We start from the raw sequence: 17,234 nt of genomic DNA on the forward strand, positions 1-17,234 counted from the left end.
CGCCGTGAGCGAGGCACTTGCCGCCTCCCCGGCCGCCGGGACGGACATCCCCGTCCCGGCGGCCGCGGGGGCCCACCGGTTCTGGCGGCGGCTGCGTGCGCAGCGCGCCGCCCTCGTCGCGGCGGCCGTCGTCGCACTGCTCGTCCTGGTCGCGCTCGCCGCGCCGCTGCTCACCGCGCTGGAGGGCCAGGACCCCACCACCTACCACCCCGGCCTGGTCGACTCCGCGCGCGGCGGCGTGCCCATCGGCACGTTCGGCGGCGCGGGCGCCGACCACTGGCTCGGCGTCGAACCGCAGACCGGCCGCGACCTGTTCGCCCGCCTCGTCTACGGCGCCCGGGTCTCGCTGGGCGTGGCGCTCGCCGCCACCCTCATCCAGATCGCCATCGGGGTCGCGGTCGGCGTCGCCGCCGCGCTCGGCAACCGCTGGGTCGACCAGCTGCTGAGCCGGGCCACCGACATCATCGTCTCGATGCCGCTGATGATCATGGCCCTCGCGCTGCTGGCCATCGTCCCGTCGAGCTTCCCGCGCCCGGTGCTGGTCACCCTGGTCATCGGCCTGATCGCCTGGGGCAACATGGCCAAGATCGTGCGCGCCCAGACCCTCACGCTCAAGGGCCTCGACCATGTCGCCGCCGCCCGGCTCAGCGGCTGGGGCACCGTGCGCGTCGTCCGCCGCGAACTGCTGCCCGGCCTCGCGGCCCCGGTCATCACCTACGCCGCCCTGCTCGTGCCCACCAACATCTCCGTCGAGGCGGCGCTGTCCTTCCTCGGCGTCGGCGTGAAGCCGCCCACCCCGTCCTGGGGGCAGATGCTCACCGCGGCCGACGTCTGGTACCAGGCGGCGCCGCAGTACCTGATGCTGCCCGCGGGCGCCCTCTTCGTGACCGTGGTCGCCCTGACCGTCCTCGGCGACGTCGTCCGCACCGCCCTCGACCCGCGCGCCGCCTCCCGCCTGCGCATCGGTACCGGCCGCAGGCGTGAGTCGGCGGCCGGTGCCGATGCGGAGACCGGTCCGGAGACCGGTCCGGAGACCGGGACGGAAGCTGGTGCGGAGTTCGGGACGGAAGCCGGTCCGGAGAGCGGTGCGGCGGCCGAGGGGCCGCCCCAGGCCCAGGCCAAGGCCCAGGCCCGAGAAGCACGCAAGGAGGCCACCGCGTGAGCGTCTTCGGCGGACTCGGAGGATTCGTGCTGCGCCGTGCCCTCGGCGCCCTGATCACCCTCCTCGCCATCTCGGTGATCGTCTACGTCGTCTTCTACGCCACCCCCGGCAACGTCGCCCAGATCAGCTGCGGCCCGCGCTGCTCGCCGGAGCAGGTGCACCAAGTCGCCCGGCAACTGCGCCTGGACGACCCGCTGTACCTGCGCTACTGGCACTTCCTCGAAGGACTCGTGGCCGGCCAGGACTACTCGACCGGCACCTCCGTGGAGCACTGCTCCGCGCCCTGCCTCGGGGTCTCCTACCAGTCCGGGCGGCAGGTCCTGAGCATCATCCTGACCAAGCTCCCCGTGAGCCTGTCCCTGGTGTTCGGCGCGATGGTGCTCTGGCTGATCCTCGGGGTGGGCACGGGCGTGCTCTCCGCCTGGCGGCGCGGCCGGATCTCCGAACGCGTCCTCACCGCCGTCACGCTCGCGGGCACCGCCACCCCCGTGTTCGTCATCGGCCTGGTCCTGCTGATCGTCGTCTGCGGCGAGTTCCAGTGGCTGCCCTTCCCGCAGTACGTGAGCCTCACCGACGACCCCGAGCAGTGGGCGTGGAACCTCGTCCTGCCGTGGCTCTCGCTGGCCCTGATCGAGGCCGCCGCCTTCGCCCGGATGACCAGGGCGTCGATGCTGGAGACCCTCGCCGAGGACCACATCCGCACCTTCCGCGCGTACGGAGTGGGGGAGCGGGCGATCGTCGGGCGGCACGCGCTGCGCGGCGCCCTCGCCCCCGTCATCGCGCTGAACGCCAACAACGTCGGCTCGGCGGTCGGCGGCGCGGTCCTCACCGAGACCCTGTTCGGCCTGCCCGGGATCGGCCAGGAACTGGTGCACGCGGTGAACGTCGTGGACCTGCCGGTGGTCGTCGGCATGGTCCTGGTCATCGGCTTCTTCGTGGTCATCGCCAACGCCGTCGCGGACGTGCTGTTCGCGGTGGCCGACCGACGGGTGGTACTCGCATGAGCCCGAAGAACCTGATGAATCCGACCGGTTCCGCCGCGTCGAGCCTCGTCGAGGTGGCGGACCTGACCGTCGCGTTCGGGGCGCTGCGCGCCGTGGACGGACTCTCCTTCCGGCTCGCGCCCGGCGGCGCGCTCGCCCTCGTCGGCGAGTCCGGCTCGGGCAAGTCCACGGTCGCCTCCGCCCTGCTGGGGCTGCACCGCGGCACCGGCGCGCGGGAGGGCGGTACGGTCCGGGTGGCCGGCACCGATGTGCGGTCCGCCTCCGAGGAGGAGCTGCGGCGGCTGCGCGGCGGGACGGCCGCCATGGTCTTCCAGGACCCGCTGTCCTCCCTCGACCCGTACTACGCCGTCGGCGACCAGATCGCCGAGGTGTACCGCACGCACACGCGTGCCTCGCGCCGGGCGGCACGCGCGCGTGCCGTGGAGGTGCTGGACCGGGTAGGGATCCCCGACGCGGCACGGCGCTCCCGGTCCCGGCCGCACGAGTTCAGCGGCGGCATGCGCCAGCGCGCCCTGATCGCCATGGCGCTCGCGTGCGCCCCCGACCTGCTGATCGCCGACGAACCGACCACCGCGCTCGACGTGACCGTCCAGGCCCAGATCCTCGACCTGCTGCACACGCTGCGCGAGGAGACAGGGATGGGACTGCTGCTGGTCACCCATGACGTGGGTGTCGCCGCCGAGAGCGTCGACGAGGTGCTGGTCATGCGGCACGGCCGTGCCGTCGAACACGGTCCCGTCGCCGACGTGCTGGGCAGGCCCGGAGCGGCGTACACCAGGCAACTGCTGGCGGCGGTGCCGCGACTGGAACGCCCGCGGACGGTGACCGACGGGTCCGGGGACGTGCCGGAGGCGCCGGTGCGGGAGGAGGCATCGGAGGGCCGCGGGTCCTCACGGACCGGCTCGCGGACCGGCTCGCGGACCGGCTCCGGCTCCGGCTCCGGGGCCGGGACCGGGGCCGAGGTCGTCCTGGAGGCGACCGGGCTGCGGCGCGAGTTCGGGCGCGGCCGGCGGGCGCTGGCGGCCGTGGACGGCGTCTCGCTGACCGTGCGGCGCGGCGAGACCCTGGGGATCGTGGGCGAGTCCGGCAGCGGCAAGACCACGCTGGGCCGGATGCTGGTCGGGCTGCTGGAGCCGACCGCGGGCGAGGTGCGCTTCGAGGGCCGGGCCAGGGCCGGGGTGGATCCGGCCGTGCAGATGGTCTTCCAGGACCCGGTCTCCTCCCTCAACCCGCGCCGCAGCGTGGGGGAGTCCATCGCGGATCCGCTGCGGGCGCGCGGCGAACGGAGCGAGGAGCGCATCCGGGAGCGCGTGGGCGGACTGCTGGAGCGCGTCGGGCTCGAACGCGCGCAGTACGACCGCTATCCGCACGAGTTCAGCGGCGGGCAGCGTCAGCGCGTGGGCATCGCGCGGGCGCTCGCCGCCGACCCGCGGGTGATCGTCTGCGACGAGCCCGTCTCCGCGCTCGACGTCACCACGCAGGCTCAGGTGGTGGCCCTGCTCGGCGAGTTGCAGCGGGACCTCGGCATCGCCCTGGTCTTCGTCGCCCACGACCTCGCGGTGGTACGCCAGGTCAGCGACCGGGTCGCGGTGATGCGCCGGGGCCGGATCGTCGAGGAGGGCCCGGCCGCCGAGGTGTACGACGCGCCCCGGGACCCCTACACCAGGCAGCTCCTGGCCGCCGTACCGGCGCTCGACCCGGAGGCCGCCGCCCGGCGCCGCGCCGCCCGCCGAGAGCTGGCCATGGCCTGACACCGCGTAGCCGAGTGATCCCCCGGTGCGACAGAACGCCGTCCGCCCGGGAAAGTTACGCCCGTTCACCCCTTCCGGTGGCGCGACGGACAACCGTCCGTCGCGCCACCGGCCTGTCCGCATACGTTCTTCCCGCTGCGAGCCGCCGGTGCGACGGCGGCTCTCCACACGGGAGAGAACGGGGGTGCACGCGTGCGCATCGGACTGGTGACGGAGGGCGGCTACCCGTATGCGAGCGGGGACGGCACGCTCTGGTGCGAACGGCTCGTGCGCGGGCTCGGGCAGCACGAGTTCGACCTCTACGCGCTCAGCCGCAGCCGACGGCAGGAGGAGGACGGCTGGGTCCCGCTGCCCCGGCAGGTCGGCCGGGTCCGTACGGCGCCCCTGTGGGGGGCCGAGGACACCGGCGCGCGCCACGGACGCCGGGCGCGCCGCCGCTTCGCCGAGTACTACGGGGAACTGGCGGCCGTGCTGTGCGCGACGGGGACGGCCGGGCAGACAGGGCGGGCCGGGCAGACCGGGCGGACCGGGCAGGGCGCATCGGCCGCATGGGGTGCGCGGGGCGGCCGAGCGGTGTGGGCCGGACAGGACGGGACGGGTCCGGCCGGTCGCTCGGACGACGAGGCGGACCGTTTCGCCTACGCGCTGTACGGCCTCGCGGAACTCGCCCGCGACACGGGCGGCGGCCTGGCGGGCGCGCTGCGCTCGGAGAGCGCTGTCCGCGCGCTGGAACACGCCTGCCGCGCGCCCGGCGCCCACCGCGAGGCGCGTGAGGCGCGCGTACCGGATCTCCTCGGTGTGGCCGTGCACCTGGAACACGCCCTGCGCCCCCTGACCCTGGACTGGTACGGGGACGACGGCCTCGGTGCCGCCGACCTCTGCCACACCGCGGGCGGCGGCACCGCGGCCCTGCCCGGACTGCTCGCGCGCCACTTCTGCGACGTCCCCCTCCTGGTCACCGAGTACGGCGCGCCGCTGCGGGCGCACCACCTGGCCGCCACCGCCGCCCGCACCGCCCCGGCCGTGCGGTCCCTGCTCGCCGCCTTCCACGCCCGGCTCGCCGCCGAGGTCTACCGGCAGGCCGCCGTCATCACCCACGGCAACGCCCACACCCGCCGCTGGCAGGAGCGCTGCGGCGCCGACCGCGCCAGGCTGCGCACCGTCCCTCCCGGCATGGACGCCACGCCGTTCGCCGAGGCGGGCGAGGCCGGTGGGGGCGCAGGGGCCAGTGGGGCCAGTGGGGCTCGTGGGGTTGGTGGGACCGGCGGGAGCGGAGGCGCCGAGGCTCGCACGCGGGCGCACGGCGCGGACACGCTGGTGTGGACCGGCCGTGTCGAACCGGCCAAGGACCTGGTGTCCCTGCTGCACGCCTTCACGGAGGTCCGCTGGGAGCACCCGGGGGCGCGGCTGAGGATCGTGGCCACGGCGGCGCCGGACGGTCACGAGGCCGCCGACTACCTGGCCCACTGCAAGGCGCTGGCGGCCCAGCTCTTCCCGGACGAGGCCGAGGGCCCGCACACCGTCGGCGAGAACCCGGTCGCCTTCGAGGAGGTGGGCGGCCCCGAGGTGCCTGCCCTCGCCGATGCCTACGCCTCGGGCGCCGTGGTGGTCCTGTCGAGCGTGGTCGAGGGCTTCCCGTCCGGCCTGGTGGAGGCGATGTTCTCCGGGTGCGCGACCGTCTCCACGGACGTCGGCGCGGTCGTCGAGGTCATCGGCGGTACGGGACTCGTCGTGCCGCCGCGCAATCCGCGGGCGCTCGGTGAGGCGTGCGTGGCGCTGCTGCGCGACCCCGAGCGCCGTGCGCGCCTGGGCGCCGCCGCCCGCGCCCGCGCACTCGAACTGTTCACCGTCGAGCGGAACATCGCGGCATTTCACAGCATTTACCTGGAGGTCGTCTCCCGGTGCCCGGTCCGGCGCGTGGTCCTGGACGACTCCGGCGCGCCCCTTCCGTTCGCCGCCCCGGCCGAGTCCCACCTCGCCGGGCCGCCCGGATTCCCCGGCCCGCCCGACCGCCGGACCGGCCCGGCCGCCCGGCACCCGGGCACCGCCGCCCCGGGCCCCTCCGTCGCCGCACCGGCCCGCACCGCCCCCAGCTGGGCGGCCGCCGCCCCCGGCCGCACCCCGACCCGCCGTCCGGCCACGGAGGCCGCCCCATGACCACCCCGAGAGAATCCGACCACCCGAGGACCCCGACCAGCCCCGGCGCCTGGGGCGCGGGCCCGGCGGAGCGGCCGGCGGCGGCCGACGGCACCGGCGGGCGCGACGGGGCGCGCGGACGCGGCACCGTGCTCGACCGGGCCCGCGCCACCGCACCGCGCCGAGGCGCGGCCGACCCGGTCACCTCCCTGCTGCACCGCCATCGCGAACTGTGCGAACGCGCGGTCGACCCCCTGGAGATCGCCGCGGCTCTGGAGGCGCACGGCGTCACCGACCGCACCGCCGCCCGCTACCGCCACCGCGACGTCTTCTCCCTGGCGGAGGAGATGTACGCCCGCGTCGCACGCGACACCGCCACACCCGTGCCGCCCCGGGACGCCACCGCGCCCCGCGCGCGTGCCGGCTGGATCCTGCTCGGCCTGCTGCCCGGCGTCCTGTGCGCGGCGACGGCCGCCGGAGTGCGCCTGACCACGGGCCCGGTCCGTCCGGCGGTGGCGGCGGTCGGTCTGCCGACCCTGGCCCTGGCCGTGCACGCCCTGCTCCGCCGCGGCCCGCTCGGCAGCCGCGAGCAGCCCCGGGGCGGCCCGCGCACCCCCGGTACCCGTGCCTGGACGTACTGGCTCCTCGCCTACGCCGTCCTCGGTGACGGCCTGCTCGGCGCGGCGGTCCCGGGCGGCCCCGACGGACTGCCCGACGGCACCCGGACCGGCCCCTGGCCGCTGGCGACCGTCCCCGTGCTGGCGCTCGCGCTCGCCTGCGCACCGGCGTGCTGGGCCGCCCACCTCTTCGCGGTGCGCGCCCGGCGCGCGCTGACGGCCAGCCGCGGCCTGCACGAGTTCGCCGCCTCCGTACGGCCCCTGCTCCTCGCCGTGTTCACCCTCTTCCTGGGCGCTCTCGCCGCCCTGCTCACCGCCTGCGGCAGGGTCCTGCACGAGCCCGCCGCAATCGTCCAGACCCTCGCGCTCGGCGCCCTGCTGCTGCTCGCCCGGCTGCTCACCGCGCACGGCTCCACCCACGCCCCGGCCGCCGCGCTCGCCACCGCGGCCACGGTGGAGGCGACGGCCCAGGCGAGCGTCTTCGCTGCCCGCCTCCCCGGCTGCGACCCGCTCGCCGTCCCGGTCGACACCCTTGTGACCGCCTGGGGGCCGGGCAGCATCCCCGCCCTCGCCTGCGGAGCCGCCGCCCTCGCCCTCCTCATCCACGCGGCCCGCACCCTGACCAGGGCCTCGGCCTACGCGCAGGCGGAGAAGCAGCCGTGACGGACACCCGCCGCCCCGGGCCACGGACCGCCGGGCGGCCCTCGCCCTGCCGCGGCCACCGCCACCACCTGAGCCCCGGCGAACCCGCGCCCGGTACGCGGAAACCCGGCGAGCCCGCACCCGGCGAGCCCGCGCGCGGCGAGCGGGCCCCGGGCGTGCGGTCCTCGGACGAACAGGCTCCCGGTGGGCGGGCCATCGGCGCCGTACGCCACCGGCGCGCCCCCACACGCGACCGCCCCGGGCCGGAGCCGCAGGCGGATCCGGTCCCGCGCGGACCACGGGCCTTCGGCCCCGCCGCCGGAGCCCACCGCACCACCCCCCTGAAGGAGAACACCAGATGACCACCGCCCGATCCGGAGCGTCCGGAGCTTCCGGAGCCACCGGAGCGCACACCCCGGGAGCCGCCCGATGAGGGTTCTGCTGATCGGAGCAGGCGGATACCTCGGCCGCTTCGTCGCCGACCGCCTGCTCGCCGACCCGGCCGTCCAGCTCACCGCACTCGGCCGCGGCGACGACGCCGACGTCCGCTTCGACCTCGCCACGGGCAGCCCGGGAGCGCTCACCCGCTTCCTCGACGCCGTCCACCCGGGCGTCGTCGTCAACTGCGCGGGCGCCACCCGGGGCGGTGCCCGCGAACTCACCCGGCACAACACCGTCGCGGTCGCCACCGTCTGCGAGGCGCTGCGCCGCAGCGGGTGCGGGGCCCGTCTGGTGCAGATCGGCTGCGGCGCCGAGTACGGCCCCAGCCAGCCCGGTTCCTCCACCGCCGAGGACGCCGTCCCCCGCCCCGGCGGCCCGTACGGGGTCAGCAAACTCGCCGCGACCGAACTCGTCCTCGGCTCCGGTCTGGACGCCGTGGTGCTCCGCGTCTTCTCGCCCGCCGGTCCCGGCACACCGGCGGGCTCGCCGCTCGGCCGGCTCGCCGAGGCCATGCGCCGCGCCATGCAGTCCGGCGACGGCGACCTCAAGCTCGCGGGCCTCGGCGCCCAGCGCGACTTCGTCGACGTCCGCGACGTGGCCCGCGCCGTGCACGCCGCCTCCCTCTCGGCCGCCCAGGGCGTCATCAACATCGGCTCCGGCCGCGCGGTCCGGCTGCGCGACGCCGCGTCGGTCCTGGCACGCGTGGCCGGATACGGCGGCGCCCTCCACGAACTCGACGGCCCGCCCGCCGGCCACCTGCGGCCCACCATCGGCCACCCGCGCAGCGACCCCGACCACCCCGCGCCGGTCGCGTACCCGTACCCCGACGGCTGCGGCGGCTGGCAGCAGGCCGATGTGCGCACCGCGCGCGACCGGCTCGGCTGGCGCCCCCGGATCAGCCTGGAGGAGTCGCTGGCCGACATCTGGATGGAGGCCGCATGCCGTATCTGACCGGCACCGCGGCAGGCGGCTCCCGGACCGCCGTCCGCGCAGGACTCGGCGTCCCCGGCTGTGCGCACCCCCTGCTCGCCCCCGCCGAGTGGAACGCGCTCACCCGGCCCGGGACGCCCCTGCACTGGACGGTCCTCGATGTCGCCGACGGCCCCGGCGTCCGGCCCGACCCGCGCTGCCTGGAGGCGGCCGGGCGGCTGCGCAACGCGGGCGTCCGGGTCCTCGGCCGCCTCGACCTGCTCCGGGGCACCCGGGCCCGGGGGGAACTGATCACCGACGCGCACCGGTACCTGGAGTGGTACCAGGTCGACGGCTTCCTCCTGGACCGCTGCCCCGCGAGCCGCGCGGGGCTGCCCGAGACCCGCCGCACGATCACCTCGCTGCGGGCCCTGCGCGCCGACGCCCATCTCGTCCTCGGGCACGGCACCCCGCCGTACCCCGGATACGCCGAGTGCGCCGAGCAGTTGGTGACCTTCGACGGGCCGTGGAGCGACTACCGCTTCTCGCAGACCGCCGAGTGGACCGCGGACCATCCGCCCGAGCGTTTCTGCCACTTCGTGCACGGTGTCCCGCGCGGCCATCTCGACGAGGCGCTGCGCGTCGCCCGCTGGCAGGGCGCGGCCACGATCTGGTTCACCGACCGCACGGACCACGGCGGCCGGAGGGCCCCCTGGGAGGGCCTGCCCGGCTACTGGGACGATATTGTCTCGCTGGTCGGAACAGGTGTCTCGGAATGAAGAAGGCCGTGGCAGTGTTACGGGGAGAACAACCGTAGTGATTGACCGACCAACGGAGTCCCCGTGTCGCTGCCACCCCTGGTCGAGCCAGCTCCTGAGCTCACCGTAGACGAGGTCCGCAGGTACTCCCGCCACCTGATCATCCCCGATGTGGGGATGGACGGGCAGAAGCGGCTGAAGAACGCCAAGGTGCTCTGTGTGGGCGCCGGCGGCCTGGGCTCGCCGGCGCTGATGTACATGGCCGCCGCGGGCGTCGGCACGCTCGGCATCGTGGAGTTCGACGAGGTCGACGAGTCGAACCTGCAACGCCAGGTCATCCACAGCCAGGCCGACATCGGCCGCTCCAAGGCAGAGTCCGCGCGCGACACCGTCAAGGGCATCAACCCGTACGTGAACGTGGTCCTTCACCAGGAGCGGCTCGAGGCCGACAACGTGATGGACATCTTCAGCCAGTACGACCTGATCGTCGACGGCACGGACAACTTCGCGACCCGCTACCTGGTCAACGACGCGTGCGTGCTGCTCAACAAGCCGTACGTGTGGGGTTCGATCTACCGCTTCGACGGCCAGGCCTCGGTGTTCTGGTCCGAGCACGGTCCCTGCTACCGCTGCCTCTACCCGGAGCCCCCGCCCCCCGGCATGGTCCCCTCCTGCGCCGAGGGCGGCGTGCTGGGCGTGCTGTGCGCGTCCATCGGCTCCATCCAGGTCAACGAGGCCATCAAGCTCCTCGCCGGCATCGGTGAGCCGCTGGTCGGCCGTCTGATGATCTACGACGCCCTGGAGATGCAGTACCGCCAGGTCAAGGTCCGCAAGGACCCCGACTGCGCGGTCTGCGGCGAGAACCCGACCGTCACGGAACTCATCGACTACGAGGCCTTCTGCGGCGTCGTCTCCGAGGAGGCCCAGGCGGCGGCGGCCGACTCCACGATCACTCCCAAGCAGCTCAAGGAGTGGATCGACGACGGCGAGAACATCGAGATCATCGATGTGCGCGAGCCGAACGAGTTCGAGATCGTCTCCATCCCGGGTGCCCGGCTGATCCCGAAGAACGAGTTCCTCATGGGAACCGCCCTGGAGGGTCTGCCGCAGGACAAGAAGATCGTCCTGAACTGCAAGACGGGTGTCCGCAGTGCGGAAGTCCTCGCCGTGCTGAAGTCCGCGGGCTTCTCGGATGCCGTGCACGTCGGCGGCGGCGTGATCGGCTGGGTCAACCAGATCGAACCGAGCAAGCCGGTCTACTGAGCCGGACTCCGGGCGACCGGACCGGCAGTACGAGCCCATGGCCCCCGCCCACGGCGGGCGCCATGGGCTCGTGCCGTTCCACCCGGCCGCCCGTCCCGCCGCCTGTCCCGCAGTCCAGCCCGCCGTCCGCCCTGCTGACCGCCCGGCCGACCGGGCGATCAGGAGCAGACCTTGCCGTCCCTCGGTACCGTGCCGTCCAGCAGATAGGCGTCGACCGTCGAGTCCACGCAGTCGCTGCCACTGCCGTACGCGCCGTGGCCCTCGCCCTTCCAGGTCAGCTCCACGCCGACGCCCTTGCCGAGTCCGTCCGCCATCTTGCGGGCGCCCTCGTACGGGGTCGCCGGGTCGCCGGTGTTGCCGACCACGAGGATCGGCGCCGCGCCCGGCGCATCGACCCGCGGGGTGTCGTACTGCCCGGCCACCGGCCAGTCGTGGCACCAGCCCGCCGTGTCCCAGCTCATGAAGGCACCGAACACCGGGGAGATCCGCTCGAACTCGGGCAGCCGCCGCTTCGCCTCCTCCGGCGTGGGCCGCTGCCTGTCGTCCAGGCACGATATGACCCGTTGCGCATGGGTCGTCGTGCCGTAGTGCCCCGAGGCGTCGCGGTCGTTGTAGGCGTCGGCCGACGCCAGCAGCCCCGTCCCGTCGCCCCGCCGCGCGGCGGCGAGGGCAGCGGTCAGTCTCGGCCAGCTGTCCCTGCTGTACAGCGGCAGGACGATGCCGGTCAGGGCGAGCGTCTGCGTCAGCTTGCGTCCCGAGGCGGTGGGCAGCGGCTTCGCGTCGATCCGCGTCAGCAGGTCCGCGATCTGGCGTGAGCCGTTCGCGGGGTCCTGGCCGGTGGACTTCAGATAGTCGTCCAGCGCCCGCTGGAAGCCCCGGGTCTGGTTCAGCGCGTGGCCCATCGTGTCGGCCGTCGGGTCGACCACCGCGTCCAGCACGAGCCGACCGACGTGCCCGGGGAACAGATGGGCGTAGACGCCGCCCAGCTCGGTGCCGTAGGAGATGCCGAAATAGTGCATCCGGCGGTCGCCGAGGACCTGGCGCATCAGGTCCATGTCGCGGGCCGTGTCGGTCGTCGAGACATGCGCGAGGAGCTTTCCGGCGGCCTTGGCGCAGCCCCGGGCGAAGTCGGCCGCGTCCCGCAGGTACGCCTGTTCCTCCGCCGGGGTGTCGGGCGTCGTGTCGATGGCCTCGGCGGCCTGGATCCCGCGGTCGTCGCGGCAGCGGACGCCCTCGCTGGCGCCGACCCCGCGCGGGTCCCAGCTCACCAGGTCGTACCGCTGGCGGAGGGTGCTCACCGCGGAGGCGTACGCCGGGAGCGTCTGTACGCCCGAGCCGCCGGGGCCGCCGAAGTTGAACAGCAGGGAGCCGGTGCGCTCGCCGGTGGCCCCGGCGCGGATCAGGGCGAGGCCGATGGTCTCGCCGCCGGGGCGGGACCAGTCCAGCGGCGCCCTCAGTGTGGCGCACTGCCAGTCGCGGCCCGGCGCCGGGGAGCCGGCGGCGGCCCCGCAGCGGCCCCAGGCGAGTTGCTGGGACGTCAGGGAGGCGGGCAGCGCCGAGGAGTCCCCGGCCGCGCCCGGCGACGGGGCCGCGCCCGGCGGTGACGCGGTGCCCGGTGACGAGGCGCCGGCCGACGGATCCGACCGCCCCCTGCCCGTGTCCCCGCCCGTGCCGTCCGGTCCGCCGCACCCGGCCAGCAGCGCCGCGGCGGCGACCGCCGCCGCCCACCGTGCCAGACGTCCCATGCCGCATCCCCCCTCATGCGCACCCATGCGCTCCCACGCACTCCCGCGGATCGGCCCGCGGGAAGCAGTCAGGCCATGGTAGGCGGATCGCGATCAACCGGGAGAAGCCTGTGGATAACGCTCTGACCTGGGGATTTCCTGCCTGGAGGTCCAGGGTTCTCTGGGCCGGGGCCGGGGCCGGGGGCTAAGCGCAGACCGTTCCGGCCGCCGGTGCCCTGCCGTCGAGCAGGTAGCCGTTCACCGCGCTCTGCACGCACTTGTCGCCGCTGTTGTAGGCGCCGTGGCCCTGACCCTTGTAGGTCAGTTCCACGCCGACGCCCCGCCCCAGCGCCTCCACCATCTTCCGCGCGCCCTCGTACGGCGTGGCCGGGTCGCCGGTGTTGCCCACGACCAGGATCGGCGCCGAGCCGGGCGCGCTCACGTCCGGGTGGTCGGCCGCGCCGGGCACCGGCCAGTCGGCGCAACTGAGCATGCCCCAGGCCAGGAAGTCCCCGAACAGCGGGGAGGCGGCCCGGAACTCGGGCAGCTTGCGCTGCACGTACGACGTGTCGTAGCGCTGCTTCTCGTCGGAGCAGTTGATGGCCACGTTCGCGGCGGTGAGATTGCTGTACTCGCCGTTCTCGGTGCGGCCGTTCATCGCGTCGGACAGCAGCATGAGAATCCTGCCGTCACCGGCGTAGGCCTGCTCCAGGGCCTCGGTGAGCGGCCCCCACAGGTCCTTGGAGTACAGGGCCTGGGCGATGCCGTTGGTCGCGGCCGTCTGGGTCAGCAGCCGGGGGAAGACGCCGGGGATCGGCTTGGCGTCGAGGTTCTTGAGCAGGGCGGCGACGCGGTTCTCGACGTCCTGGGCGGTGGTGCCGATGGGGCACTTGGACTTCGTGACGCAGTCGTGCGCGAAGTTGTCCATGGCCAGTTGGAACCCCTTGGCCTGCCCGAGCGAACTCTGCTCGGGCGTCTGCGTCGGGTCGACGACCGCGTCGAGGACGGCCCGGCCCACGTGCCCGGGGAAGAGGTGGGCGTAGACGCCGCCCAGTTCGGTGCCGTAGGAGATGCCGAAGTAGTGCAGCCGGGCATCGCCCAGGACCTGCCGCATGAGGTCCATGTCGCGGGCCGCGTCGGTCGTGCGCACATGCGGCAGGACCCGCGCGGAGTTCTTCTCGCACGCCGCGTTGAACTGCTCGGTGTTCTTCAGGAACGTGGCGCGCTCGGCGGCGTCGTCGGGTGTCGCGTCCTGCTGGAAGTACCGGTCGAGCTGGGCGTCGCTCTCGCATCGGACACCCGCGCTGCGCCCCACCCCGCGCGGGTCGAAGCTGACCAGGTCGTATCGCGTGCGCAGGGGGGCGTAGTCCTGCGCGAACGAGGGCAGGGTGCTCACCCCGGAGCCGCCGGGGCCACCGAAGTTGAAGATCAGTGAGCCGATGCGCTGGCCCGGTCCGGCCGCCCGCGCGCGGATCAGCGCGATGCCGATCGTGTCCCCCCGGGGCCTGCTCCAGTCCAGCGGTGCCTTCATGGTGGCGCACTGCCAGGTGCCGCCGTCCGGCAGCGGGGAGGGTGCCGTGCCGCCGCCCTCGGACACGGACGGGGCCGGACAGTCCGTCCAGTCCAGCTTCTGGGCGGTCAGGTCCCCGCTCCCGGGACTCTCGTCGCCGCATCCCGCCATCAGAGCGGCCAGCAGCACTGCGGTTGCGGTCAGGGCGGCAGCACGCGGCCCGCGCGGGTTCGGCATGGCTCCATCCTCATGCCGCGGGCGCACTCCCGCGCGGGGCGTGTGCCGTCCGGGGTATGTGCGGCCCACACACCGGAGGAAGTCCTTCCGTGACGGCGGAACCCACTCTTCTCCGGGGCCCCGCCGCACCGCCGCACACCCCTGGGGCCGCGACCCGCCGTATCCCTACAGGGTGCCTTTGCGCGTCATCCCTACAGGGCGCCCTTGCGCGTCAGATGGTTGAAGGCCAGCCACCCCGGCAGCACCGGCAGCCACAGCGTCAGCAGCCGGAACATCAGCACTGCCGGCGCGGCCACCTCCTTGGGCAGCCCCACCGCGATCAGGCCGACGGTGAGCGTGGCCTCGACCGCGCCCACCCCGCCGGGCGTCGGGGCGGCGGAGCCGAGGGCGTTGCCGGCGAGGAAGACCACGGCCACACTCGCGATGCTGAGCGAGGTCGACTCGTCGCCGAACGCCCGGATGGAGGCGTCCAGGCACATCACGAAGCAGGCGGTGAGCAGCAGCATGCCGCCGATGCCGGTGACGAGCTTCTGCGGGCGCTGGAGCACGTCCAGCATGCGCGGCACGACCCCCGCGAAGAGCGACCGCACGCGCGTGGCCACGAACTTCCGCAGGAACGGCACCGAGGTGACCACCAGTACGAGCACCGCGACCGTCAGCAGCCCGGCGATCACCGTCCGGGACGGCGACAGCGACGGCGTCTTCTCCGTACCGGTCAGATAACCGAAGGACAGCAGCATCAGGATGTGGCAGCCGAGCCCGAACAGCTGGGACGCGCCCACACTCGCCACCGCGAGCCCCGGGCGCACGCCCGCGCGTTGCAAGAAGCGCGTGTTGAGCGCCACACCGCCCACCGCGGCCGGTGCCACGATCTTCACGAACGACCCGGCGACCTGGGCGGCCACCGTCCGTACGAACGGCACTCGCTCCGGCACGAACCCCAGCAGCGCCATCGCCGCCGCCACATAGCTGAGCGCCGAGAACGCCACCGCCGCCGCCAGCCAGCCCCACTGGGCATGGGCGAAGAGCGTGTTGAACTCGATGTGCGTGAGCTGCGTCAGCAGGTAGTACGCGCCGATGGCACCGGCGATGAAGCTGATCAGGGTGCGCGGCCGTACGCGCTCCAGCCGGGCCGGCTCCACCGGGGCCTGTGGCCTGATGCGCAGCACCTGGTGGCGGATCTGGGTCAGCAGGTCGTCCTCGCGGGCCCCGTCTATGGCCTCCTCGATGGCCCGCTTCTCCGCCCGTGCCTCGGCACGCTCGGCCTTCTTGCCCTGCTTGTCCTGCTTCTTGTCCGGCCTGTTCCGGTCCGCCGTCTCCGGCTTGTCCAGGACGACGCCGGGCGGGGTACCGGCGTCAGCGCCGATGTCAGCGCTCTGCGCGGCGTGCTCCAGGCGGGTCTGCTTGGCCTGCCGGGACGCCTCCAGGACCGCGTCGCGCTCCCGCTGCGCGCGCTCCCGCGCGAGCCGGCGCAAGGTGGCACGGGTGGAGCGGGTCAGGGCGATGGGCTGGAGCATGGGCAGGCAGTCGGCGACCGCGTCCGGCCCCAGCACGTCCACCGCGGAGGCGACGGCGCGTTCGGCGCCCACCCGCAGGCCGAGCGTCGTCACCAACTGGGCGACGTCCATGCGCAGCAGCAGATCGCCCGCGGCGATCTCCCCGCCGCGCAGGTCGGTCAGGATCACCTTGCCGGAACGATCCACCACGATCGCGTCACCCGACAGCCTGCGGTGCGCGATGCGGCGGGACTGCAGCGCCCGCACCTGCTGCCAGGCGAGGCGCAGCAGCTCGTCGGTGATCTCCTCGTCGGGCAGCGAGTCGAGGGTGCGGCCGCCGGTGTGCTCGTAGACGAGCATCACGGCGTCGGGGCCCAGCTCGGACGTCGCGATCAGCTTGGGCGCGTTGGCGCCGGCCGCGATGGCCGCGTAGGCGAGGAGCGCCTCCTGCTCCAGCGCCTGGCGCAGCGACTGGAGGCTGCTGCGGGTCGCGAATCCGCGCAGGGTGATGTTGCGCCACAGCCGGTAGAAGAAGCCCTGCGCCTGCTGTTCGCGGTCGACGACCGTGACGTCCAGCGGCGGGCCGTCCTCCAGGGTGACGAAGTAGCGCCGGCCGCGGTCGCCGCTGTCCGCGGTCGTCTCCGCCGCCTCCTGGCGAGCCGCGCTCACCGGGTGGAAGCCGACGGTCTGGAGCCCCGCCATCAGGGTCCGTCCGGTGGGGCGGACGTTCGGCGAGCCGACCGCGTACAGGGTGCCGTAGGCGATGGACCAGCCGATCAGCACCGTCAGGGTGATCGAGAACGGTGTCGTGTACCCGGTGACCAGCATGGAGAAGGCGTCGAGCAGCAGCACGATCCACAGCACCGAACGCCAGCGCGGCCTGCGGGACATGCCGACCGCCGTCATGTACGCGATGACCGGGGCAAGATAGCCGTGGACCGGGTCGGTCAGCGCGTGCAGATTGCCGGGGGAGGGCTGGGTGAGGGCGTCCTGGATCGAACCCGGGGCGGCCTTGGCCACCCACAGGTCGGTGGCGAGCGTCACCCCGTGTGCCAGGACCGCCGCGAGGACGCCGTCCGCGATCCGCAGCCCGTCGCGTTTGATCAGCCGTTCGATCGCGAAGGCGACCGGGACCAGCAGGATCGCGATGCTGGACACCAGCCCGGCGATCTTGATGAGCAGGTCGGGCGCCTGGCCCGTGCCCTTGTTGATGTCCTGTTCGAGGCCGGAGGTGGTGCCGTGCGCGAACGCGGCGACGGCGAGCAGGACCGCGATGGCGAGCACGCCCACGAGCAGCCGCATCAGGTCCGAAGGACGGTGCACGCGCGCGGGGAGCAGCGGCTCGTCACCCTCCAGTTCGTCGATGTGGGCCACGTCGGCGCTCTCGTCGGGCCGCTCCTGCGCCGCGTCCGCCCCCTTCGCGGGGTCCTCGGCGGAGCCCTTGTGGTCGGCGTGGTCGGCGTGGTCGGCGTGACTGGCGTGGTCGGCGCTGTCGGCGTCCGGGCGCGACGAGACCCCAGAGGTGCCCTCCGCGTCGTCGGGGTGCACACCCTGCTGTTTCATCGTCTCTTCTTGGTCTCGTAT

11 protein-coding genes are annotated in these 17,234 nt (G+C 74.2%); 8 read left to right on the top strand and 3 right to left on the bottom strand.

The genetic code is table 11. The features are described from left to right. Positions 1–4: 4 nt before the first annotated feature. The 8 genes from R4Z62_RS22225 (at position 5) to moeZ (ending at position 10,683) form a co-directional block, all read left to right on the top strand. On the top strand, positions 5–1,162 hold the full coding sequence (locus R4Z62_RS22225; RefSeq protein WP_491520700.1) for an ABC transporter permease: 1,158 nt from the start codon (positions 5–7) through the stop codon (positions 1,160–1,162). Then, on the top strand, positions 1,159–2,166 hold the full coding sequence (locus tag R4Z62_RS22230) for an ABC transporter permease (RefSeq protein WP_355484718.1): 1,008 nt from the start codon (positions 1,159–1,161) through the stop codon (positions 2,164–2,166). Before R4Z62_RS22225 ends, R4Z62_RS22230 begins: the two co-directional genes overlap by 4 nt. Next, a complete protein-coding gene (locus R4Z62_RS22235) occupies positions 2,163–3,917 on the top strand; it encodes a dipeptide ABC transporter ATP-binding protein (protein ID WP_491520701.1) in 1,755 nt (584 codons plus the stop codon). The genes R4Z62_RS22230 and R4Z62_RS22235 overlap by 4 nt, the downstream gene beginning before the upstream one ends. Before the next feature lie 192 nt (positions 3,918–4,109). Continuing rightward, positions 4,110–6,074 (top strand): DUF3492 domain-containing protein, encoded by a 1,965-nt coding sequence (locus R4Z62_RS22240; RefSeq protein WP_491520702.1) that lies wholly within the window; start codon positions 4,110–4,112, stop codon positions 6,072–6,074. Continuing rightward, positions 6,071–7,333, top strand: coding sequence for a hypothetical protein (locus R4Z62_RS22245; RefSeq protein ID WP_491520703.1), 1,263 nt, complete (start codon positions 6,071–6,073; stop codon positions 7,331–7,333). Before R4Z62_RS22240 ends, R4Z62_RS22245 begins: the two co-directional genes overlap by 4 nt. A gap of 408 nt (positions 7,334–7,741) precedes the next feature. Beyond that, the gene (locus R4Z62_RS22250; RefSeq protein WP_064535149.1) at positions 7,742–8,704 is read left to right on the top strand and encodes an NAD-dependent epimerase/dehydratase family protein; all 963 of its coding nucleotides are present in this window, start codon (positions 7,742–7,744) and stop codon (positions 8,702–8,704) included. After that, positions 8,692–9,441 carry a spherulation-specific family 4 protein gene (locus tag R4Z62_RS22255; protein ID WP_355476946.1) on the top strand — a complete coding sequence of 250 codons (750 nt, stop codon included), beginning with the start codon at positions 8,692–8,694 and terminating at the stop codon, positions 9,439–9,441. The genes R4Z62_RS22250 and R4Z62_RS22255 overlap by 13 nt, the downstream gene beginning before the upstream one ends. Before the next feature lie 63 nt (positions 9,442–9,504). Continuing rightward, complete coding sequence (moeZ, locus tag R4Z62_RS22260) at positions 9,505–10,683, top strand: adenylyltransferase/sulfurtransferase MoeZ (RefSeq protein ID WP_037888165.1); 1,179 nt, start codon at positions 9,505–9,507, stop codon at positions 10,681–10,683. 158 nt (positions 10,684–10,841) lie between these two features. Here moeZ and R4Z62_RS22265 read toward each other — a convergent pair whose 3' ends face one another. The 3 genes from R4Z62_RS22265 to R4Z62_RS22275 form a co-directional block, all read right to left on the bottom strand. After that, complete coding sequence (locus R4Z62_RS22265; protein ID WP_491520704.1) at positions 10,842–12,428, bottom strand: alpha/beta hydrolase; 1,587 nt, start codon at positions 12,426–12,428, stop codon at positions 10,842–10,844. A 184-nt stretch (positions 12,429–12,612) separates the two neighbouring features. Then, the gene (locus tag R4Z62_RS22270) at positions 12,613–14,154 is read right to left on the bottom strand and encodes an alpha/beta hydrolase (RefSeq protein ID WP_491520705.1); all 1,542 of its coding nucleotides are present in this window, start codon (positions 14,152–14,154) and stop codon (positions 12,613–12,615) included. 191 nt (positions 14,155–14,345) lie between these two features. Beyond that, the gene (locus tag R4Z62_RS22275; protein ID WP_491520706.1) at positions 14,346–17,213 is read right to left on the bottom strand and encodes a lysylphosphatidylglycerol synthase transmembrane domain-containing protein; all 2,868 of its coding nucleotides are present in this window, start codon (positions 17,211–17,213) and stop codon (positions 14,346–14,348) included. Between the last annotated feature and the right edge of the window lie 21 nt (positions 17,214–17,234).

The sequence above is a fragment of the Streptomyces sp. PL-25 genome (genome assembly GCF_058344915.1).